Origin of the sequence: Neobittarella massiliensis (ex Bilen et al. 2018), from assembly GCF_900289145.1 — a bacterium.
Lineage (GTDB): Bacteria > Bacillota > Clostridia > Oscillospirales > Ruminococcaceae > Neobittarella > Neobittarella massiliensis.
In genome coordinates, this window is record NZ_OKQO01000004.1 from 220268 (window position 1) to 240224 (window position 19957).

Annotated in this window: 18 protein-coding genes; 11 read left to right on the forward strand and 7 right to left on the reverse strand. The window is 61.8% G+C overall.

The annotated features are described in order from the left end of the window. Positions 1–4: 4 nt before the first annotated feature. The 11 genes from C6Y32_RS07085 (at position 5) to C6Y32_RS15850 (ending at position 14849) form a co-directional block, all read left to right on the forward strand. Positions 5–1192: a type II secretion system F family protein gene (locus tag C6Y32_RS07085; RefSeq protein WP_105204603.1), complete on the forward strand. Its 1188-nt coding sequence runs from the start codon at positions 5–7 to the stop codon at positions 1190–1192. A 13-nt stretch (positions 1193–1205) separates the two neighbouring features. Beyond that, positions 1206–2105, forward strand: a complete 900-nt coding sequence (gene pilM / locus C6Y32_RS07090) for a type IV pilus biogenesis protein PilM (RefSeq protein WP_105204604.1) — start codon at positions 1206–1208, stop codon at positions 2103–2105. 11 nt (positions 2106–2116) lie between these two features. After that, positions 2117–2692 carry a hypothetical protein gene (locus C6Y32_RS07095; RefSeq protein WP_105204605.1) on the forward strand — a complete coding sequence of 192 codons (576 nt, stop codon included), beginning with the start codon at positions 2117–2119 and terminating at the stop codon, positions 2690–2692. Position 2693: 1 nt separating this feature from the next. Continuing rightward, positions 2694–3353, forward strand: a complete 660-nt coding sequence (locus C6Y32_RS07100) for a hypothetical protein (protein WP_105204606.1) — start codon at positions 2694–2696, stop codon at positions 3351–3353. Further along, positions 3304–5622 carry a bactofilin family protein gene (locus C6Y32_RS07105; RefSeq protein ID WP_105204607.1) on the forward strand — a complete coding sequence of 773 codons (2319 nt, stop codon included), beginning with the start codon at positions 3304–3306 and terminating at the stop codon, positions 5620–5622. Before C6Y32_RS07100 ends, C6Y32_RS07105 begins: the two co-directional genes overlap by 50 nt. Continuing rightward, the gene (locus C6Y32_RS07110) at positions 5615–5974 is read left to right on the forward strand and encodes a prepilin-type N-terminal cleavage/methylation domain-containing protein (RefSeq protein WP_105204608.1); all 360 of its coding nucleotides are present in this window, start codon (positions 5615–5617) and stop codon (positions 5972–5974) included. The genes C6Y32_RS07105 and C6Y32_RS07110 overlap by 8 nt, the downstream gene beginning before the upstream one ends. A 37-nt stretch (positions 5975–6011) precedes the next feature. Further along, entirely contained in the window at positions 6012–7169 is a 1158-nt protein-coding gene (locus C6Y32_RS07115) for a prepilin-type N-terminal cleavage/methylation domain-containing protein (RefSeq protein ID WP_164998173.1), read from the forward strand. A 25-nt stretch (positions 7170–7194) separates the two neighbouring features. Beyond that, a complete protein-coding gene (locus tag C6Y32_RS07120; protein WP_105204610.1) occupies positions 7195–8871 on the forward strand; it encodes a GspE/PulE family protein in 1677 nt (558 codons plus the stop codon). A gap of 12 nt (positions 8872–8883) precedes the next feature. Continuing rightward, positions 8884–9939 (forward strand): type IV pilus twitching motility protein PilT, encoded by a 1056-nt coding sequence (locus C6Y32_RS07125; protein ID WP_105204611.1) that lies wholly within the window; start codon positions 8884–8886, stop codon positions 9937–9939. A gap of 417 nt (positions 9940–10356) precedes the next feature. Beyond that, positions 10357–13470 (forward strand): isoleucine--tRNA ligase, encoded by a 3114-nt coding sequence (gene ileS / locus C6Y32_RS07130; RefSeq protein ID WP_105204612.1) that lies wholly within the window; start codon positions 10357–10359, stop codon positions 13468–13470. Positions 13471–14318: 848 nt separating this feature from the next. Further along, positions 14319–14849 carry a GNAT family N-acetyltransferase gene (locus C6Y32_RS15850; protein WP_370738811.1) on the forward strand — a complete coding sequence of 177 codons (531 nt, stop codon included), beginning with the start codon at positions 14319–14321 and terminating at the stop codon, positions 14847–14849. A gap of 97 nt (positions 14850–14946) precedes the next feature. On the opposite strand, the gene C6Y32_RS07140 is transcribed toward C6Y32_RS15850, so the two are convergent. From C6Y32_RS07140 to C6Y32_RS07170, 7 genes are read right to left on the reverse strand one after another with little or no spacing between them, the layout of a single operon-like run. Further along, positions 14947–16008, reverse strand: coding sequence for a type IV pilus twitching motility protein PilT (locus C6Y32_RS07140; protein WP_105204613.1), 1062 nt, complete (start codon positions 16006–16008; stop codon positions 14947–14949). A gap of 4 nt (positions 16009–16012) precedes the next feature. Then, positions 16013–16453 carry a hypothetical protein gene (locus tag C6Y32_RS07145; RefSeq protein ID WP_105204614.1) on the reverse strand — a complete coding sequence of 147 codons (441 nt, stop codon included), beginning with the start codon at positions 16451–16453 and terminating at the stop codon, positions 16013–16015. Continuing rightward, positions 16450–16893 (reverse strand): type II secretion system protein, encoded by a 444-nt coding sequence (locus C6Y32_RS07150; protein ID WP_105204615.1) that lies wholly within the window; start codon positions 16891–16893, stop codon positions 16450–16452. Before C6Y32_RS07150 ends, C6Y32_RS07145 begins: the two co-directional genes overlap by 4 nt. Continuing rightward, positions 16890–17375 carry a DUF4860 domain-containing protein gene (locus tag C6Y32_RS07155; protein ID WP_105204616.1) on the reverse strand — a complete coding sequence of 162 codons (486 nt, stop codon included), beginning with the start codon at positions 17373–17375 and terminating at the stop codon, positions 16890–16892. The genes C6Y32_RS07150 and C6Y32_RS07155 overlap by 4 nt, the downstream gene beginning before the upstream one ends. A gap of 18 nt (positions 17376–17393) precedes the next feature. Then, complete coding sequence (locus tag C6Y32_RS07160; protein ID WP_105204617.1) at positions 17394–17729, reverse strand: hypothetical protein; 336 nt, start codon at positions 17727–17729, stop codon at positions 17394–17396. Further along, entirely contained in the window at positions 17726–18775 is a 1050-nt protein-coding gene (locus tag C6Y32_RS07165; RefSeq protein WP_105204618.1) for a type II secretion system F family protein, read from the reverse strand. Before C6Y32_RS07165 ends, C6Y32_RS07160 begins: the two co-directional genes overlap by 4 nt. A 44-nt stretch (positions 18776–18819) precedes the next feature. Beyond that, entirely contained in the window at positions 18820–19743 is a 924-nt protein-coding gene (locus C6Y32_RS07170; protein ID WP_105204619.1) for a transglutaminase-like domain-containing protein, read from the reverse strand. Positions 19744–19957 lie beyond the last annotated feature (214 nt).

Below are 19957 nucleotides of genomic sequence, written 5' to 3' on the forward strand. Positions count from 1 at the left end.
GTGTATGCCTCTTTACCGATACACGGCCAAAACTGTAGAGGGCCGGCAGGTCTCCGGCCAGCTGGAGGCCGACGACCCCCGGCAGCTCTCCACCGCGCTGCACCAAAAACAGCTGTTTTTGGTGCGCAGCAAAGAGCTCACCGGCGACGACAGCCGGGTGCGGCTGCGGGCGCCCGAGCTGGCCGATTTCTGCCGCCAGCTGGGCACCATGCTCTCCTCGGGCATCTCGCTGGTGCGGGCCGTCGATATCATTTTGCACCGCGATGTAAAGCCGCGGGTGCGGCAGGTGTACAGCCAGCTGTACCGCTCGCTGCAGCAGGGCATCCCCATGTCCGAGGCCATGCGCCAGCAGCGGGGCGCCTTTCCGCCGCTGATGATCAGCATGTTCTACGCCGGCGAGTCCAGCGGCCAGCTCGACACGGTGGCCACCAAAATGGCCGCCCATTTTGAAAAGGAGCACAAGCTGCACACCAAGATACGCGGCGCCACCATTTACCCCATCATCCTGCTGTGTGTCACCGTGCTGGTCATGCTGGCCATCTTCCTGTTTGTGCTGCCCCAGTTTTTCACCCTGTTCGAGGATATGGATACCCTGCCCGGCCCCACCCGGGTGGTGCTGGCCATCAGCAACGGGCTGCAAAACCACTGGGCCGCCGTACTCATCACGGTGCTGGTGCTCGTCGGCGTCTTCGCCATCCTGCTCACCTCGCCGCAGATCCACACCTGGCTGGATCGGCAAAAGCTCAGGCTGCCGGTGGTGGGCAAACTGCTGCGCATCATCTACACCGCCCGCTTTTCGCGCACGCTGTGCTCGCTCTACACCAGCGGTCTCTCTATGATCAGCGCCCTGCAGATATCCCGCACCACTGTGGGCAACCGCTATATCGACGCCCAGTTCGACCAGGTCGTCGAGCTGGTGCGCAGCGGCACGCCGCTGTCGCGGGCCATCCAGGTGGTCGACGGGTTCGACAGCAAGCTCTCCTCCACCATTCTCATCGGCGAGGAGACCGGCCGCCTCGACGACATGCTCGGCTCGGTGGCCGATTCGTTCGATTACGAGGCCGAGATGGCCACCCAGCGCCTCACCACCTTCATCGAGCCGGTGCTCATCATCTTCATGGCACTGGTCATCGGCTTTATCATGATCTCGGTGATGATGCCCATCTATCAGCTGTACGGCACCATCGGTTAATAAGGGGGAAACCATGTCCACCAGCATCTATCTGTCCAGTCAGGACGTCACCGCCGTAAGCGGCTCTATCGGCAAAAGGGGCGTCGAGATCACCGGCTACGCCACCGCCCCGCTGCCCGAGGGGGCCATGATCAACGGCGTCATCACCGACGAGCGGCCGCTGCTGTCGGCCCTCGCGGACCTCACCAAGCAGGGCCGGCTCGGCGGCAAAGATCTGCGCCTGGTCATCGACTCCAGCTCCATCCTCACCCGGGTCGAGACGGTGCCCAAGCTGGGCCGCGCCCAGCTGCTCGCGCTCACCCGCAACACCTTCGCCGACTCGGCCACCGGCCGCGAGGACCTGCTCTACGACTACGCCCAGCTGCCCGATACCGCCGACGGCCGCCAGCAGGTGCTGTGCAGCGCCGTCGAGCGCCAGCTCGTCGGCAGCTACGTGTCGCTGTTCGGCGCCGCCGGGCTGGCACTGTCGGCCATCGGCATTGCCCTGGACGGGGTCATCCAACTGCTCGATATCCTGCCGCAGCTGCACCAAAAACACTATATCCTGTGCATGGTCGACGGCAACGTCCTCATCACCGCCCTGTTTTTGGCCGGCAGCTACCGCATGAGCAATCGCCAGCGCCTGCTGGGCGCCCGGGGAACCGCCGCCTGCCGGGCCGAGATGGCCCAGAGCGTCTCTTCCATGGTGCAGTTCACCTCGGCCCAAAAAACCGGCTTTTCCCCCGATACTGTGTACTTCAGCGGCCTGCGCCCCGAAGAGCAGACCGTCTGCGGCGAGATAAACGCCGCCCTGAGCCTGCGGGCCGAACCGCTGCCCACCACCCAGGCCTTTTCCGTCCAAAAGACCGACCCCAGAAAGCCCTATGCGGTGAGCGATTACCTGTTTGCCACCAGCGGCCTGGGCGAGAAGTGAGGCGCCAAAATATGAGACATATGCAAAAGAGGATCGATTTTTACGCCGTCTACCGTCAGGGCGGCCCGCGGGCCAAAAAGAGCAGCCGCAAGCTGGGTAAGATCCTGCTGCCGGTGTTGGCGGCAGTGTTGCTGGTCGCCGCCTGGGGCGGCCTCACCCTCGACAGGCTGCGCTTAAAGTCCCAGCTCGACGAGGTGACGGGCTACCTGCAGAGCAGCGCCGTCACCCTCAAACTGGCCCAGGCCAACTCTTTACAAGAGAAGATCAGCAGCGCGCTGGCCGACAAAGAGGCGCTGCAGCAGGCGGCGCAGAACATCGTCTCCTACCCCGACTACACCAGCACCGCCCTGCAAAAGGTAAAAGACTGCCTGGGCGACAGTATATCGGTCAAGGGCCTCGCCTTCGACGCATCGCTGGGCGCGGTGGTGGTCACCGGCACCTCGGCCTCCGCCAACGACGCAGCCGCCTTTGCCGCCGCGCTGCGCGAGACTGGGTTTTTCGCCGACATCACCTACATCGGCTATGCCGCCGACAACAGCTGGACCTACGAGTTCAGTATGACCGCCCAGCTGAAGGGGGTGCAGTGAGATGGCCGATCTGTCTAAACGCGAAAAGTTGCTGCTCTACATCCTGCTCTGTGTGGCGATCTTGGCCGGGGGCCTGTACCTGCTGGTGCTGCCGGCAATGGACAGCCGGCTGGAGGTAAAAGACCAGCTCAGCGCCAAACAGTCCCGGCGGGAGCAGGTCGAGCAGACCATCTCCGCCATCGACAGCGACAAGCAGTCGCTGCAGACCATCGAGCAGGATATCGCCGCTTTCCGCGAGAAATTTTTGTCCGGCCCGCAGGAGGAAGATATCGATTCCCTCATCACCTACCTCATGCAGAGCAGCGGCGTCAGGCCGCAAAAGCTCGAGATGCAGCCCCCCGCCGCCTTCTCGCTGCCCGCCTACGGCCAGCAGCCCGCCGCCGATAGCGAGAGCGACCCCGGCGGTGAGCCGCAGGTCCCGGTAGGCGGCGTGCAGGTCGTCGCCGTACAGGTCAGCGGGCAGGGCACTATCGAGGACGTGACGGCCATGGCCGACCTGATCCACGAGATGCCCTATCTGCGCATCGCCACCATGGATGTGACGCTGCCCTCGGGCTACACCTACGAGAGCGGCGCCTACGACGTGATCATGGATCTAGAGGTTTATCTATATGAACAGCCGGCAAACGACAGCGAAAACCAAACAGGCACCGCGGCGTAACAGCGGCTCTCTGCTGGTGTGGGTGAGTGTGGCACTGCTGCTCATCACCATACTGGCCGGGGCGGTGCTCAGCATCGCTATGGCCTACGCCCAGCGCAGCACCGACAACAACGCCGACCGGCAGGCCTATTTTACCGCCCGCTCAGCCTGCAACGCCATCGGCGGCGAGATCTGTCAGGGCACTGCCGGCGGTCAGGGCCTGCTGCAAAAGCTGCCGGTGGGCAGCAAGCTGCAGGTGGAAAATTTTGATTTTCCCCAGAAGATGGGCAGCTGTACCGCGCTGGTCGAGCGGGTCGATATCGACACCATCGATATCGCTGCCACCGCCACGGTGGGTCGGCGCCGCCGCACCGTACACCTCAAACTGAACCGCACCGCCGGCGGCCAGCAGGACAGCGCCATCACCGGCTTTTTTGGCCTGGTCGGCGAAACGATCGAATTTGGCAGCGCCCTAAAGACCGGCGCCGATACCGATGTATATGTCAGCGGCGAGGACAGGTCGGGCTGGGGCGTACAGGTGTCCGGCACCGCCCTCGACTTGGGCGGCAGTCTGTACAGCAGGCCGGGCGTCACCGTCAGCGGCGGCACCTACGGTAAGCACCTGCACGTCGCCGGCAGCGTGGTGTCCAACGGCCCCATCCAGCTCTCGGGCTATCTCGATATCGCCGGCAGCATCTACTCCACCACCAGCTCCCAGTGCGCCGGCGGGGTCACCGTCGGCGGCACCGTCACCCCCGCCGCCGGCGGCGCGGCCCAGCCCTCTAAACTGCCCGAACTCGATACCCCCACCGTGCCCAGCTGCCCGCCCGACGCCAACGCCGTATACGACAGCACCTTCTTTAACAAGACCCTGGGCGTCTCGGGCCAAAACGCCCACTACCAGATCCAGAAAGACGGCCTGCAGGTCACCATCAACACCGCCGAAGATGCCGGCAACTGCTTTTACTACATTCCGGCGGGCACCACCTTTACCGTCGCCGGGCAGGAGCGCCGCGCCACCAACAGCGGCACCGTCGCCCCTGCGCCCAACCTCTATTTTATCCTGGGCGAAAATGCCCGGCTGGTGGTACAGGGGGACGAGTTCTACGGCCCGTCCTCCTCCCGCGTCGACTTTACCGGCAGCGCCACCGCCTACGGGGCCGTGCAGGCCGGTACCGTCTCCTTTGACGACCTCACCTTCTACTACGTGCCCCCCACCGGCGGCACCTCCTCCGGCGGCAGTCAGGGTCAGGGCGAAGCCGCCGGCTTTACTGGCTTTTACGCCGCTGCGGCCACCGCCAAAAAAGGCGGCCTGTTCGCCGGTGGCGAAGGTACAGTGCAGTTTGGCCGGGCCGATCTCAACTTGCACTTTAGCTCCACCAAGCCCCTGCAGCTCGAGCCGCACTTCATCAACGTCGGCACCGTCATGTTGGCCAGCGACGACAGCGCCCTGGGCGCTGTCTCCGGTGACATGTCCATCGACGGCGACCTGTATCTCGACAAAGTCGTGATCGGTACCCCCGAAAAGCCGGTCACCGTCACCTGCACCGGCAAGCTGGTGCTCAGTGGCGGCAGTGTGGTGTACGGCACGGTGGTAGCTGACGCCGTGGATATGACCATGAACGGCGATATCGTCGGCAGCGTATCCACTGTGCAGCCGCTCTCCCAGGCCGATGCCGCCCGGGTCCAGGGCAGCATCCATGCGGTGGCGGCAGTGCCGTTTGCGCACCCGGCCCCCGCCCGCCCCCAGGTGCTCCCCATACCCGATGACTCGCTGGTGGAAAAGCTCACCAACAAGACGACCGAGATCGGCCACGTGGGCCGCGATGCCTACTACTACCTGCCGCAGGGGGCAAACCTCAATCTCAGCAGTCTCACCGTGGCCGAAGACGCCCAGCGCATCTTCATCTATCTGCTCGACGGCGCCGAGCTCAAACTCGACGACCTGTACGGCGGCGACCCCGAGCACCCCCAGGTGGTGTTCTCGCTGGGTGAGGATGCCGCGTTCACCTATAATAATCGCAGTGGACCAAGTGAAGATGCCGAGCCGCTGTGCGCCTATATCGCGGGCGGTACCGGCAGCAGTTTCACCATGAAACAGGGGACCGACTTTTACGGCGGTCTCTACGTCGACAGTCTCGATATCGGCGACTGGGTGCGGCTGCACTTCACCGGCGATATCACCGCCGGCGGCCAACCGGTGGTGCCGCCCGACGAAGACCTGCCCACCACCGGCGACACCTGGAGCTTTGGCATGTATTCCGGTAAGGGGGTGTCTCAAAATGGGTAAACGCCTGCGCGACCGGCGCGGTATGACGCTGGTCGAGACCATAGTGGGCCTGGCGGTGCTCTCGCTGGCTCTCTCCATCCTCTACCTGGGCTTTTTTACCGCCGGGCAGCTGTTCTCACGCGGCGGGGTGGTCAAAAATAAGGGCCAGCATGCCGCCGGTGTGCTGGAGGGGGCCACAGACCCCGACGGCGCCACCGTCCAAAGCGACGAGCGGGGGCAGGTGACCATCAAGCTGTCCGACGGCAGCACCCTGGTGCTGTCGGGCAACTGCCGCGGCGTCACCGACGCCGAGAACGGGCAGATACACTTTTATAAGTACGACAGCGACAGCTATCAGAAAAACGCCGGTTAAAAGCTCTGGCCGGCGCCGGGGAGAGGAGGGACATCCGGTGCGCAAAAAACACAGCGGGGGCTTTACCCTGGTCGAGGTCAGCGTATCCATGGCTATTTTAGCCATCGCCATGGGGGCCACCATCTCCATCTTCCTCATGGTGTTTAACCTCTTCGGCCACGGCGCCAGCGAAAACGAGGTCAAGCAGCTGGGCGACGATATCTACCGCCACCTCTCCCGGCGGCTCACCTACTGTACCCACCTGCAGGTGTTGCCCCAAGACAGCGATATCCCCCACACCTACGCCAGCGAGTACACCGTCGACGCAGATACCGGCCACCTGTCATACAAGACCGGCGACGACCCGGCCTACGACTTTTACGGCGACGAGTGGTATAAAAAATGCAGGGTGCAGCTGCTGGTCACCGCCCGCGCCGACGGCCGGGTCGAGCTGCAGGTACAGGTCCTGCAGGATGGCAAGGTGGCCTACCGCACCGCCTCCACCATCGAGCTCATCAATATTACCCTGGCCGGTACCGCCCCCGAAGGCGTGCTCGATACCCCGCTCACCGACCCCTACCTCATCCTCGACGACACCGAGATCATCTCCGACAAGGTCAAAACACCGGTCCCCAGCCAAATGAAAGAATATGTGCTCACCGCCTTTTCCGACTTTCAAAAAGATAAAGCCGAATATAACGCTATGGCCTGGAACGATCCCCGCAAAGCGCAGAAAAAGCAGGAGATCATGGATAAATACGGCGTCTCCAACGTGGCCAGCTTTTCCAACGACCAGATGCGCGACTACGTGCGGAGTACCTATTACGGCGGCACCTGGCCGGATATCGACCTGGGCCTCGAGCGCTTCAGTGTCGAGAACACCAACAAGCTAAACCCCTATGTAAAGGGGGACTTAAAAGATATCGCCCCGCTGGAACTGCAGTTCCACGCCGCCAATGTCCCCGGCACCAACGATCCCGATAAGATGAGTATCGTCATCTACGCGGTGCAAAAAGGTCCGGCAAATAGCAACAACCACTCCATGTGGCGCCCGCTGGTGGTGTACGATCCCTACGACAGTTACTGGTATGCGCCATTCCCCACCACCGGCGGCACCAAACTGGGCACCTATAAAGATGCCAACGTCGCCACTCCCCGCCCCGACGACAAGGCCTATTACGACAACTTGACCGAGCTGTGGAACCCCCTCAAATGACCGCCACCGGAAAGGAAGCAGAGCGATGAAGAACATACGCATCGGCGAGGTGCTGCTGCAGAGCGGCGCCATCACCGAAGAGCAGCTGCAGCAGGCGCTGCAAAAGCAAAAAGAGGACAGCGGCAAAAAGCTGCTGGGTGCCGTGCTCATCGAGATGGGCTATGTCACCGAGCGGCAGATGCTCACCGCCCTGTCGCAAAAATTGCAGCACCCGCTCATCGAGCTCGACACCTATCAGGTCGACCTCACCGCCGTCGAGAAGATCCCCAAGCAGCTGGCGTCCAAATACGGCCTCATCGCCATCGATACCGAGGGCGCCGCCCTCAAAGTGGCGGTGAGCGACCCGCTCAACTTCTACGCCATCGAGGACATCCGCCAGATCGTCAACCAGCCGCTGGCTATCTGCCTGGCCGAGTCCCGGTCCATTCAGTCGGCCATCGAGTACTACTACGCCGAGATCGACGCCAAGCTGGCCGCCAGCTCGGCCAACACCTTTGCCGTGCAGGAGCAGATCGCGGTGGAGGAGGACGATTCCGGCGACGAGGACGCGCCGGTGGTCAAGCTGCTCAACTCGCTGCTCCTGCGCGGCTACAGCACCGGTACCAGCGATATCCACATCGAGGCCGCCGAGAGCCAAACGCTGGTGCGCATGCGCGTCGACGGCATCCTGGTCGACTATGTCAGCGTGGCCAAGAGCCTGCACCCGTCACTCATCGCCCGCATCAAGATCCTGGCCAATCTCGATATCGCCGAAAAGCGCCTGCCGCAGGACGGCCATTTCAAGGTCACCCTCGACGGCAGCCAAATGAACATCCGCGTGTCGGTCATCCCCACCGCCTACGGCGAAAAGGCGGTGCTGCGCTACCTCACCACCAACACCCTCATCGATCGTTCCGGCCAGTTCGGCATGAGCGACCAAAATTACCAGAAAATGCTGGCCATGCTGCAAAATCCCCACGGCATCATCTACTTCACCGGCCCTACCGGCAGCGGCAAGACCACCACCCTCTATATGATCCTCGAGCATCTGGCCCGCCAGCCGGTCAACATCTCCACCATCGAGGACCCGGTGGAGCGCAACATCCCCAAAGTCAACCAGATGCAGGTCAACAACACCGCCGGCCTGCACTTTGAAAACGGCCTCAGCTCGCTGCTGCGGCAAGATCCCGACATCATCATGGTGGGCGAGACCCGCGACAACGAGACCGCCGCCATCTCGGTGCGGGCGGCCATCACCGGCCACCTGGTGCTCTCCACCCTGCACACCAACGACGCCATCTCCTCCATCGTGCGGCTGGAGGACATGGAGATCGAGCCCTACCTCATCGCCAACTCGGTGGTGGGGGTGGTGGCCCAGCGGCTGGTCAAAAAGGTCTGCCCCCACTGCGGCTACGCCTACGCCCCCGACGAGGCCGAGCGCGCCGCCTTAAAAGACGACCGCATCACCAGCGTGCGCCGGGGCAACGGCTGCCATCTGTGCAACCACACCGGCTATAAAGGCCGCACCGCCGTGCACGAGATGGTGGCCATCGACGGCCCCATCCGCCGCATGATCACCGCCCGCGCCCCGGTGGACGAGATCTTTGCCTACGCCCGCCAAAAACAGGGCATGGTCACTTTAAAAGAAGAGCTTTTGCGGCTGGTGCGCGACGGCGTCACCACCGTGGAAGAGATGCTCAAACTCACCTATTACGCCGATTAAGGGGGAACTGCGGTGACACTGGAAGAACTGATCGCCTACGCCCGGCAGACCGGGTGCTCCGATATCCACCTCACCCAGGGCCGGCCCACCGTGCTGCGGCGGCTGGGCCAGCTCGTAAACGGCGAGCTGGGCGACGACGCGGCCCAGCAGGAGCGCATATTCTCGCTGCTGGGCGAGCGCCAGCGCCAGGCGCTGGAAACGGGGGAGGATCTCGATTTCTCCTTTGCCTGCGGCAGCGACCGGCAGCGGGTCAACGTGTACCGCCACATGGGTAAGCTCTGTGCCGCCATCCGCCTGCTGGCGGCAGATATCCCCACCCTCGACGAGCTGCACCTGCCGCCGGTCATGCGCCGGCTGGCCATGCTGCCGCGGGGCCTGGTGCTCATCACCGGCCCCACCGGCAGCGGCAAGTCCACCACTCTGGCGGCCATGATCGATGCCATCAACCGCAGCCGCAGCTGCCATATCCTCACCATCGAAGACCCCATCGAGTACGTGTACGCCCCCGCCCTGAGCATGATCCACCAGCGCGAGGTGGGGCGGGATGTCGGCAGCTTTGCCGGCGCTCTGCGCTCGGCCCTGCGCGAGGACCCCGACGTGATCCTGGTGGGGGAGATGCGCGACTACGAGACCATTTCCGCCGCCGTCACCGCCGCCGAGACCGGGCATCTGGTGCTCTCCACCCTGCACACCCCCGGCGCCGCCCAGTCTGTCGACCGCATCATCGACGTGTTCCCCTCCCACAGCCAGGGTCAGATACGCATCCAGCTGGCCGGGGTGTTGGCGGGGGTCATCACCCAGCAGCTGCTGCCCAGAGCCGACGGCAGCGGCCGCGTCGCCGCCACCGAGGTGCTGCTGGGTACCGACGCGGTGCGCAGCCAGATCCGTGAGGGCAAGACCCACCAGCTGTCCGGGGCCATGCAGTCAGGCGCCGAGACCGGCATGCACACCATGGAGGGTGACCTGGCCCGCCTGGTACGCGACCAGGTCATCAGTCCCCAGATGGCGATGGAGCGCGCCGCCAACTTGGCCGAGCTGCAGCAGTACCTGCCCCAGCTGGGCTTTTAAAAGGCGGCCGCCGGCGCGGTGCGGTGCGGGTGGCAGATGTTTGTCCCAACATCTTGCATTTTGTTTTTTTTCGTGGTATATTCTTAAAAGAATAGACAAAAAACATTGACAGAGACAGTAGGTCCTGACCAAAAGCCCAAGCGAGCCGGGGTGGGTGCGAGCCCGGCGCCAGTAGGTCTTTACTGAACATCCCTCTGTAGTTGCACGCTGAAAGGGCCGCCGCCCCAGTAGGTCGCTGCCGGTTTTCCACCGTTATCGGAAGCGCATATGTTGGTATGTGGCAATAGGTGGTATAGCGAAGGCACGGTCTTCGTCCTGTTTGGCAGGGCGAAGACCTTTTTCTTTTACAGTACCGGTCTGTCGGCCCGGCAGCGCATACCGGTAAAACGCAAGCATCTTTAACAGGAGGTCATTTGCATGTACAAAAAAGTGCCCACGAACCTGAACTTTGTGGCCCGCGAACAGGAGATCGAGAAATTCTGGCGTGAAAACGACATCTTCAAAAAAAGTGTCGACAGCAGAAGAGAAGGGGAGACCTTCACCTTTTACGACGGCCCCCCCACCGCCAACGGCAAGCCCCATATCGGCCATGTCGAGACCCGCGCCTTTAAAGATATGATCCCCCGCTACCACGCCATGAAAGGGGCCATGGTCCCCCGCAAAGCCGGCTGGGACACCCATGGCCTGCCGGTCGAGCTGGAGGTCGAAAAGCTGCTGGGCCTCGACGGCAAAGACCAGATCGAGGAGTACGGCCTGCAGCCCTTTATCGAAAAGTGCAAAGAGAGCGTCTGGAAATATAAAGGCATGTGGGAGGAGTTCTCCGACGCGGTGGGTTTCTGGGCCGATATGGAGCACCCCTACGTCACCTACGACAACGACTTTATCGAGTCGGAGTGGTGGGCCCTCAAGCAGATCTGGGAGAAGGGGCTCTTATATAAAGGTTTTAAGATCGTGCCCTACTGCCCCCGCTGCGGCACCCCGCTGTCCAGCCACGAGGTGGCCCAGGGCTATAAAGACGTAAAAGAGCGCTCGGCCATCGCCAAATTTAAAGTCAAAGGCGAGGACAGCTATATCCTGGCCTGGACCACCACCCCCTGGACGCTGCCCTCCAACGTGGCGCTGTGTGTCAACCCCGACGAGCAGTACGTCAAAGTCGATTGCGGCGGCAGCGTATACTACCTGGCCGCCGCGCTGGCCGACACGGTGCTCAAAGAGGACTACACCGTGCTCGAGACCTACATCGGCCGCGACCTGGAAAACATGGAGTACGAGCCACTGTTTCGCTTTGTCGAGCCTGACAAAAAGTGCTGGTACGTCACCTGCGACAGCTATGTCACCCTCACCGACGGCACCGGCGTGGTGCACATCGCCCCCGCCTTTGGCGAGGACGACGCCAACGTGGGCCGCAAATACGACCTGCCCTTCGTGCAGCTGGTCGACGGTAAGGGCCAAATGACCGCCGAGACCGACTGGCCCGGCGTGTTCTGCAAAGACGCCGACAAAGAGGTGCTCGTCGACCTCGACAAGCGCGGGCTCCTGTTCGCCGCCCCCAAGTTCGAGCACTCCTACCCCCACTGCTGGCGCTGTGGCACCCCGCTCATTTACTACGCCCGCGAGTCGTGGTTCATCAAGATGACCGATGTGCGCGAGGATCTTATCCGCAACAACGACACCGTCAACTGGTACCCCGACAGCATCGGCAAGGGCCGCTTCGGCGACTGGCTGGAGAACGTGCAGGACTGGAGCATCAGCCGCAACCGCTACTGGGGCACCCCGCTCAACATCTGGGAGTGTGCGTGCGGCCACCGGCACGCCGTCGGCAGCATCGCCGAGCTCAAAGAGCTCTCGCCCGACTGCCCCGACGATATCGAGCTGCACCGCCCGTATATCGATGCCGTCACCATCACCTGCCCCCACTGCGGCAAACCCATGAAGCGGGTGCCGGAGGTCATCGACTGCTGGTTCGATTCCGGTTCTATGCCGTTTGCGCAGCACCACTACCCGTTCGAGAACAAAGAGCTGTTCGAGCAGCAGTTCCCGGCCGACTTTATCTCCGAGGCGGTCGACCAGACCCGCGGCTGGTTCTACTCGCTGCTGGCCATCTCCACTCTGCTGTTTAACAAGGCCCCTTACCGCAACGTGCTGGTCATGGGCCTGGTCACCGATGAGGACGGCCAGAAGATGTCCAAGTCCAAAGGCAACGCCGTCGACCCCATGGAGGCGCTGCAGACACTGGGCGCCGACGCCATCCGCTGGAACTTCTACGCCGGCGCCGCTCCCTGGCTGCCCAAGCGCTTTTCTGATAAAGTGGTGCGCGAGGGCCAGCGCAAATTCATGTCCACCCTGCAAAACACCTACGCCTTCTTCGTGCTGTACGCCAACATCGATAAATTTGATGCCACACAGTATACTTTAGATAAAAATAAACTATCTGTAATGGACCGGTGGCTGCTCTCTAAACTCAACAGCCTTATCTTAGAGGTGGACGGCGACCTGGAAAACTACCGCATCCCCGAAGCCGCCCGCGCGCTGCAGGACTTTGTCGACGAGATGAGCAACTGGTACGTGCGCCGCAGCCGCGAGCGCTTCTGGGCCCAGGGCCAGAGTCAGGACAAGCAAAACGCCTATATGACGCTGTACACCGCTCTGGTCACCGTGGCCAAGCTGGCCGCCCCCATGGTACCCTTCATGACCGAGGACATCTACCAGAACCTGGTGCGCAGCATCGATGCCACCGCCCCCGAGAGCATCCACCTGTGCGACTATCCGGTGGCCGACCAGAGCTATATCGACAGAGAGCTCGAGCAGGCTATGGACCAGGTGCTGCAGATCGTGGTGCTGGGCCGTGCCGCCCGCAACGGCGCCAACATCAAAAACCGGCAGCCGGTGGCCAACCTCTACGTCAAAGCCGACTGCGTGCTGGACGAGATGTTTAAAAACATCATCGCCGACGAGCTCAATGTCAAGGCGGTGCACATGGTGGAGGATGCCGGCCGGTTCACCTCCTACAGCTTTAAGCCCCAGCTCAAAATACTGGGTCAGAAGTACGGCAAAAAGATCGGTGAGATCCGCCAAAAGCTCGCCGAGCTCGACGGCAGTGCCGCCAAGGCCCAGCTCGACGCCACCGGTTCCATCACTCTGGCGCTGTCCGACGGCGACATCAGCCTCACCGAGGAGGAGCTGCTCATCGAGACCGCCCAGGCTGCCGGGTACGAGACGGTGTCCGACCGCGGTATCACCGTGGCGCTGGATACCCAGCTGACCGAGGCGCTCATCGAGGAGGGCTTTGTGCGCGAGATCATCAGCAAGGTGCAGTCGATGCGCAAAGAGGCCGACTTCAACGTGCTCGACCACATCTGTCTGTACCACACCGGCAACGACAAGATTGCCGCCATCATCGACCGCAACCGCGACACCATCTGCCACGACGTGCTGGCCGACAAGGTGGTGGCCGGCCAGACCGCCGGCTTTGTCATGGACTGGAAGGTAAACGGCGAGGCGGTCACCTTCGGCGTCGAGGTGATCGGCTGAGCGCTCTCCGCGCACCGCCGCCTCCATCCCACTAAAAATACCCGGTAAAAAAGAGGTATCGGATCTGTCTTCCGATACCTCTTTTTCTGTAAGAAGATCACACTGTCTGCTCTCTTTTTATACCGGTCGCCCCCAGGACTGATAAACGGTCTTGACCAACCTGATTAGCTGGACCGCCGAACCGCCGCGTCTTGTGCTATAATGGCGGTGTGCCCTGCCTCAAATAGTCGGTCCTGATAAGTAGTCCCGGTACAGCATGGATCGATACCAGCAAAATGGCCGTAATATGACCTCAAAATGGTAATATCGCGCACAAACAGTGCGTTTACTGCTGTTTTTTAGCCAGAAAGGAGCCCAAAATGCCACCCATCGACGCCTATTCCCATCAGTGTGGGGTAATGGACAGCTTTGCCGAGATGGTCGCCGCCGGGGTCAAGCCGGTCGCGCTCACCCATCCCCAACCCAGTCAGGCCGCCCGCGACCGCTATCTCCCGTACGCCGAAGGATTGGCCGACCGCTATGGGGTGCGCTATTACTGTGAAAACGGCGGCCTGGTCACCGACTTGTTTCCCGCGTCCCTCAACCGCGGCACCTACAACCTGGTCTTTTACCGCGACCGGGCCGCGATCGATGCCTACCTGTCCATCCACCGCCATAAGGCCGTCCTGCAACAGGCGGGCCGGTACGCCGGTCGCCCCCGCTTTTCGCTGGCCTATCAGCTGGGGCGGCTGCTGGGCTACAGCGGCAGCGACATCCGCCGCATGGTGGCCCAAAACGGCGACCGCGAGCCGGTCGATCCGATGCCCGACCGGCCACTGCCGGTCCCGTGTGCCGGGCGGCCGGTCGAGATAGGCGATATTTCCCGGAAAAAAGACCGCTTTTTATCCCCGCTGGCCGCCCTGCTGGAGCAGACTTTTCCACAGGCGTATAAAAATTGTGGAGAAGAGGAGGCTGACGCGCTGCTATCGCCCGGCCGGGTGGCACTGGGGGCGCTGGCTGGCGGCGAGCTGGTGGGCTTTGTGGGGGCTATGCCCCAGTACGGCCAAACCGGCTGGGAGCTGCACCCGTTGCTGGTCGCCCCCGCCTGGCAGCGCCGGGGCATCGGCACCCGCCTGGTGGCGGCGCTGCAACAGTGGGTGGCTGCCCGGGGCTGCTGCTGTCTGTACCTGGGCTGCGACGACGAGTTTGGCGGCACCAGTCTCGCGGGGGCTGACCTGTACCGCGATACCTGGTCACAGATAGAGAACATCCGCCTCACCGGCGATCACCCCTATCCCTTTTACCAAAAACAGGGCTTTTCCATTGTCGGCGTGTTTCCCGACGCAAATGGTCCCGGCCGGCCCGATATCTGGATGGCCAAGCGCATTATTTCAGAGTAAAAAAGATAAGCTGCCATCCCATACGTCACACACCAAAAAAGCGCCTATTGCCGTGGCAATAGGCGCTTTTTATTGCGTTTTTACAATTTGGTAACAATTACAGGCCCAACCGCTTGGCCATCAGGTCGGGGGTCAAACTGTACTCCACTGCGGTGCGGGCGTCGATAATGCCCTGCTTTTGCAGCTCCAGCAGGCTGCCGTTCATGCTGCGCATCCCCGCCCCGCCCCCGGCCGCGATCACCGAGTCGATCTGGTGGATCTTCGACTCCCGTATCATGTTGCGGATGGCGCTGTTGCACATCATGATCTCAAAGGCGGGCTGTACCCGCTCGTCCACCGTGGGCACCAGCTGTTGCGATACCACCGCCTCCAGCACCATCGACAGCTGTACGCGCACCTGGGCCTGCTGCTGCACCGGAAATACGTCGATGATGCGGTCTACCGAGTTGGCCGCGCCCACGGTATGCAGCGTCGAGAGCACCAGATGGCCGGTCTCGGCGGCGGTCATGGCTACATTGATGGTCTCGTAGTCGCGCATCTCCCCCAGCAGGATCACGTCGGGCGCCTGGCGCAGTGCCGCCCGCAGCGCCACCACATAACTGCTGGTATCCGTCGAGATCTCCCGCTGGCTGATGATGCTCTTGCTGTGCCGGTGCAGGTACTCCAGCGGGTCCTCCAGGGTGATGACATGGGCGTTGCGGGTCTGGTTGATGCGGTCGATGATACAGGCCAGCGTGGTGGATTTGCCGCTGCCGGCCGAGCCGGTGATGAGCACCAGCCCCTTCATCTTCTGCCCCAGCGCCAGCACCTGTTCGGGAATGCCGATCTGTGCCGGGTCGGGCAGGCTGAACGCCACTACCCGTATAACTGCCGCCAGCGATCCGCGCTGCTTGTACACGCTCACCCGAAAGCGCGACACCCCCACCAGCGAGAACGAGAAGTCATCGTCCCCCCGCTGCTGTAGGGCCGCCGGGTCGCGCCCCTCAGCCAGGTAGTAGATGCCCATCACCAGTTCCTGGGTCTGCTGAGGGGTCAGCCGCTCGGTCTCCATGCGGGTGATGTGGTTGTTGATTTTATAGCTCAGCGGCAGGCCGGCTATGATAAAAATATCCGACGCGTGCTTGGCCGCCGCCTGCTTGAGGATATCGATAAGTTCCATGACTCTATCCTTTCTCACCGCCTGCAGCAGTGCCTTCCCCGGTCACCGGCTGCAGGTGCTGGTACAGTACACGCCCGGTAGGCTGCCCGCTGGCATCGGTCTGCAAAAGTACCTCCGCCATCAACTGTGTGCTACCACTCTGGGTGCTGTAGGTCAGCAGCAGTCCTTCCTCGGTCTGTTCGGCGCTGCCGCCGGCTGCCTGCAGCGGTCCGGTGATATCCTGCCCGGCTCGCAGCGCCGTTATCCACTCCGACAGAACAGTCTCGGCCTGCTCCTCGGCCGTATAGTACTGGGTGGCGGCATGGTGGGCCTTTTGGGCCAGCTTGTAGTCGGCCCGGGCCGAGGCCAAACTCAGCGCCGAAAATGTGGTAAGACACAGCACGGTAAAAACGGTCAGGATACAGGCGCCGCCCACCGTCACGCCCCGCCGTTTGCCGCCGCTCACGATGCCACCTCCCCACTAGCTCCGATGTACAGAGCCGTCTGCAGTGAGCAGATGTCGGCGCCGTCTTTTTGTACCGACGCCCGTATCCGGCACAGGCTGTCATTTGTCTCGGTAGTAGCTGTTAAGGTATATGCAGCCCGGTCGCGGTCACTTGTCTGCTGCCACTGGCTGTCAAAATAGATGGTCAGCCGCCCGTCCTGGACTGCTCCGCCGCCCATTGCCGCCACCTGTGCAAAGTCGCCCCTGCTGGCTTTGGATTGCTCCAGTACCGTCTGGGCCTGCAGGGTGGCTTGGGTCAGATCGGTAGCCCGGTCGCCGGTATTGCTGGCGGCGGCAAACAAGTTTAAACACACCGCCCCCGCGCAGGCAAAAAACAAGATCACGATGATGAGCTCGATCAAAAATGCGCCGGAGTGGCGGCGCCCCGCTGTCTGGCTCATACCGCCGCCTCCCCCCGTGCAAAGCAGACCGAAGTCGCACCCTGCTGACCGTAAGCACCAGTTATCGATACCTGTAAAAGCCCGGGCGCCGTCAGCTGCAGCTGCAGCGTGTCCAGTTCCATGATCTGTTGGCCGTCGGTGGGGTTCACGGCGGTGCCCGGCTGTACCGTCACTTCCCGCAGCTGCCCGTTGCCGCAAAATATCCAGGTCTCGTACAGTACGGTCCCCTCGGCGCTGGTCAGCACCAATGCGTCCTGCCCGGCCACCGCATCCAGCCGCAGCTCTCCGCCTTCACATTGGCGCACCTTTTGGGTAATGTACACCAGCGAGGTGCGCAGGTCGTAATTGCGGTCCATTTGGGTGTTTACATTTTGGTAAACCCGCGAGCCCAGCAGCACCAGCAGCAGCGAGGTGATGACGAACAGGCAAAACAGTCCCAGGCCAAACAGCAGATCGCTGGTGTGGCGGCGCTTGGTCTCCATGTGTGTTTCCTCCTCTCGCTACTGCTCCTGCGGCAGGTAAAAGACCGATATCTGGGGCATCAGGTTATCCCCCAGCGGCTGATAGTGGTATACGAAGTGGTCGCTGTCTAGCAGCAGACCATAATTTTTCTGCAGATACGACAGGTCTCTCGGGTAGCGGCCCTCAATGGCATAGCACTGCACCGCCGCCCGGCGAATAGCCTGCCCGGCAGCCTGCTGGCGCTTTTCGGCGGTGCTGCGGCTCATGCTGTTTACCCCGCACACCACCAATACCACCATGCACAAAAACAGTGCTGCCGCCCCCAAAAGGCCGGTGTGCCGTCGCCGCGGCCCCTGTACGAATGCCTTTTTCATAGTGACGCCATCACTCCCATCAGCGGCAGGATCACCGACAGCAGGATCATTCCCACCAAGATCGAGAGCACCGCCACCACCGTCGGCTCAATGGCCCCGATCAGCCCGTCGGTGCGGCGCTCCACCTCCTGCTGGTACATGGCGGCGATCTGGGCCATCACCGTATCGATCGCCCCGGCCTTGGCCGCCACGGTGAGCATGCTCAGCTGCAGCCCGCCAAACAGCCCGGTGGCCGACATCGCCTGAATAAACGTCTGGTCGCCGCCCTGCATCATCTGGCGGGCCCGCTGTATCTTCTGAGCAGTATCGGGGTCCTCTACCAGCCGCTGGCACATCTCCAGCGACTGGTCGGTGTCCAGCCCGCTGGCCAGCGTGAGCGACATGCAGGAGGCAAAGCGCCCCATGGCTGTGGCCCGCCGCAGCTTTTTAAAACAGTGCCGCGAGAGCACTGCCCCGATCTTGCGCCCGCCCGGAGTGGCCCGCAGCACCAGATAGAGCACCGCCAACACCAAGACGGCCAACAGTACCCACACTGCGTTTTGACTCAGGGCGGCGCCAAAGTGCATCAGTCCCAACGCCAGCGGCGACATGTCGCTGCCCAGCTGCAAAAATACCTGCCGAAATACCGGCAACACCTTGATCACCAGCACCCCGAGTACCACCAGCATCATGGCCACCATCACGCTGGGGTAAAGGATGGCGTCTTTTATTCCCTGATGGATGGCCTGGGTGCGCTGATAGTGCTCAGCCAGCGCGGCCAGCACCTGATCGATGCGGCCCGACCCCTCACCGACCTGTAACATGTCGGCCACGTAGTCGGGAAAGCGGCCACACTGGGCCACTGCCGCCGACAGCGGCTCTCCCATTTCCAGCGCGTCGATCATCTGCTGCAATAGTTCGCGGCTGTATTTGTCGCTGGTATCTTCCAGCATCACGTAGAGCCCCTCCTGGGCGGGGATGCCGGCCTGGGTTATGACTGCCAGCTGTTGGCAAAAGCCGGCGATCTCGTCGGGGGCCAATTGGCGTAGCTTTTTCTGTGCTGCCATATCGATACACTCCTTTAAGCGCGGGGGTGCGGGGCCGCCGCTTTTCAGTACACGTACAGGGGGTTATAGTTGTCGCCGTTACCCACAAATTGATTGAGCCCTTTTTTGGCCGCATCAAAGGTGGGGTCCATGCGCACCCATTTGTCACCTTTAAACTCGATGATCTTGTTCACCCAGCCCACGCCGTCTATGTGCACATTGATCCAGGCGTGGTACACCTGACCCGAGTACCCCACTACCAGCTGGGTGGGGATGCGCTGGGTGCGCAGCATCGCTGTGGCCAGCGCCGCATAGTCGAAACAGATCCCTTTTTTATTTTTGAGCACCTGGTCCAGATCGGGCAGATAGCCCGCCTCGGTCTGGACCTTTTGCGCCAGATCGGTGTCGTAAGAGATGTTTTTTAAGATGTAGCGATATATGTTCTCCACCACATCCAGGTCGGTGTCGGCCGATCTGGCCAGCTGGCTGCCCAGAACTACCGCCTGGCTGTCGGTGGTGTACTGCACGTATTGGTTGGTGTGCAAAAAAGGGGCAAACTCGTTTTCTAAAGTCACTTCGGCAGTGGTGCCAAAGGCCTGGGCATAGCGGTCACCCTGCGTGTTTTCAAAGACGTTGATGGTGTAGGAACCATTTCCCTCTGACAGAGGGAACACTGCCGCCACCCCGTCGGTGCGCACGATGTAGGTGTATACGTTGCCGCTGGGGGGCGTGATCTGCAGCCGAACCTTGGGGTTTTGCCCGCTGTAAGTCACCGCAACACAGCCCTGCGCAGTACCAGAGAGATCTACGAGCACCCGGTCGTTGCCCCGCACATCGCTGCCGGTGGGGGCGGTGAGCACCTGGGGAGTGGCGTCCCAGCTACCCTGCTTATCGGGGTCGGGCATGCCGTCGTCGCCACAGCTGCAAAACAGCAGTAAACACAGTGCGGCGCAGAAGACCGGCGCCAGAAATCGCCTTATTCTATGCAATAGCCAGCGCCTCCTCTTTGCCCGGCGATTAGACGGACCAAACTAACCTTACTATAACAGAGTAAATTTGCCTTGTAAAGCGGACTGGTAACAACAGGATATACTGGGGCAGTAAAATGAGAAAGTACAAAAATAAGTTGCATAAGCGGCAGAATTCGAGTATATTTATATTGTAAAAGCAAAATCTACTGTACAAATTTTGGGTATTTGTCAC

What these genes read in the sequence shown, in the direction of transcription:
- C6Y32_RS07085 (WP_105204603.1), top strand. Translation starts at nt 5, where the DNA reads ATGCCTCTTTACCGATACACGGCCAAAACTGTAGAGGGCCGGCAGGTC.
- pilM (WP_105204604.1), top strand. Translation starts at nt 1,206, where the DNA reads ATGTCCACCAGCATCTATCTGTCCAGTCAGGACGTCACCGCCGTAAGC.
- C6Y32_RS07110 (WP_105204608.1), top strand. Translation starts at nt 5,615, where the DNA reads ATGGGTAAACGCCTGCGCGACCGGCGCGGTATGACGCTGGTCGAGACC.
- C6Y32_RS07150 (WP_105204615.1), bottom strand. Translation starts at nt 16,893, where the DNA reads ATGAGCCAGACAGCGGGGCGCCGCCACTCCGGCGCATTTTTGATCGAG.
- C6Y32_RS07165 (WP_105204618.1), bottom strand. Translation starts at nt 18,775, where the DNA reads ATGGCAGCACAGAAAAAGCTACGCCAATTGGCCCCCGACGAGATCGCC.
- C6Y32_RS07140 (WP_105204613.1), bottom strand. Translation starts at nt 16,008, where the DNA reads ATGGAACTTATCGATATCCTCAAGCAGGCGGCGGCCAAGCACGCGTCG.
- ileS (WP_105204612.1), top strand. Translation starts at nt 10,357, where the DNA reads ATGTACAAAAAAGTGCCCACGAACCTGAACTTTGTGGCCCGCGAACAG.
- C6Y32_RS07100 (WP_105204606.1), top strand. Translation starts at nt 2,694, where the DNA reads ATGGCCGATCTGTCTAAACGCGAAAAGTTGCTGCTCTACATCCTGCTC.
- C6Y32_RS07160 (WP_105204617.1), bottom strand. Translation starts at nt 17,729, where the DNA reads ATGAAAAAGGCATTCGTACAGGGGCCGCGGCGACGGCACACCGGCCTT.
- C6Y32_RS07095 (WP_105204605.1), top strand. Translation starts at nt 2,117, where the DNA reads ATGAGACATATGCAAAAGAGGATCGATTTTTACGCCGTCTACCGTCAG.
- C6Y32_RS07105 (WP_105204607.1), top strand. Translation starts at nt 3,304, where the DNA reads ATGAACAGCCGGCAAACGACAGCGAAAACCAAACAGGCACCGCGGCGT.
- C6Y32_RS07155 (WP_105204616.1), bottom strand. Translation starts at nt 17,375, where the DNA reads ATGGAGACCAAGCGCCGCCACACCAGCGATCTGCTGTTTGGCCTGGGA.
- C6Y32_RS07120 (WP_105204610.1), top strand. Translation starts at nt 7,195, where the DNA reads ATGAAGAACATACGCATCGGCGAGGTGCTGCTGCAGAGCGGCGCCATC.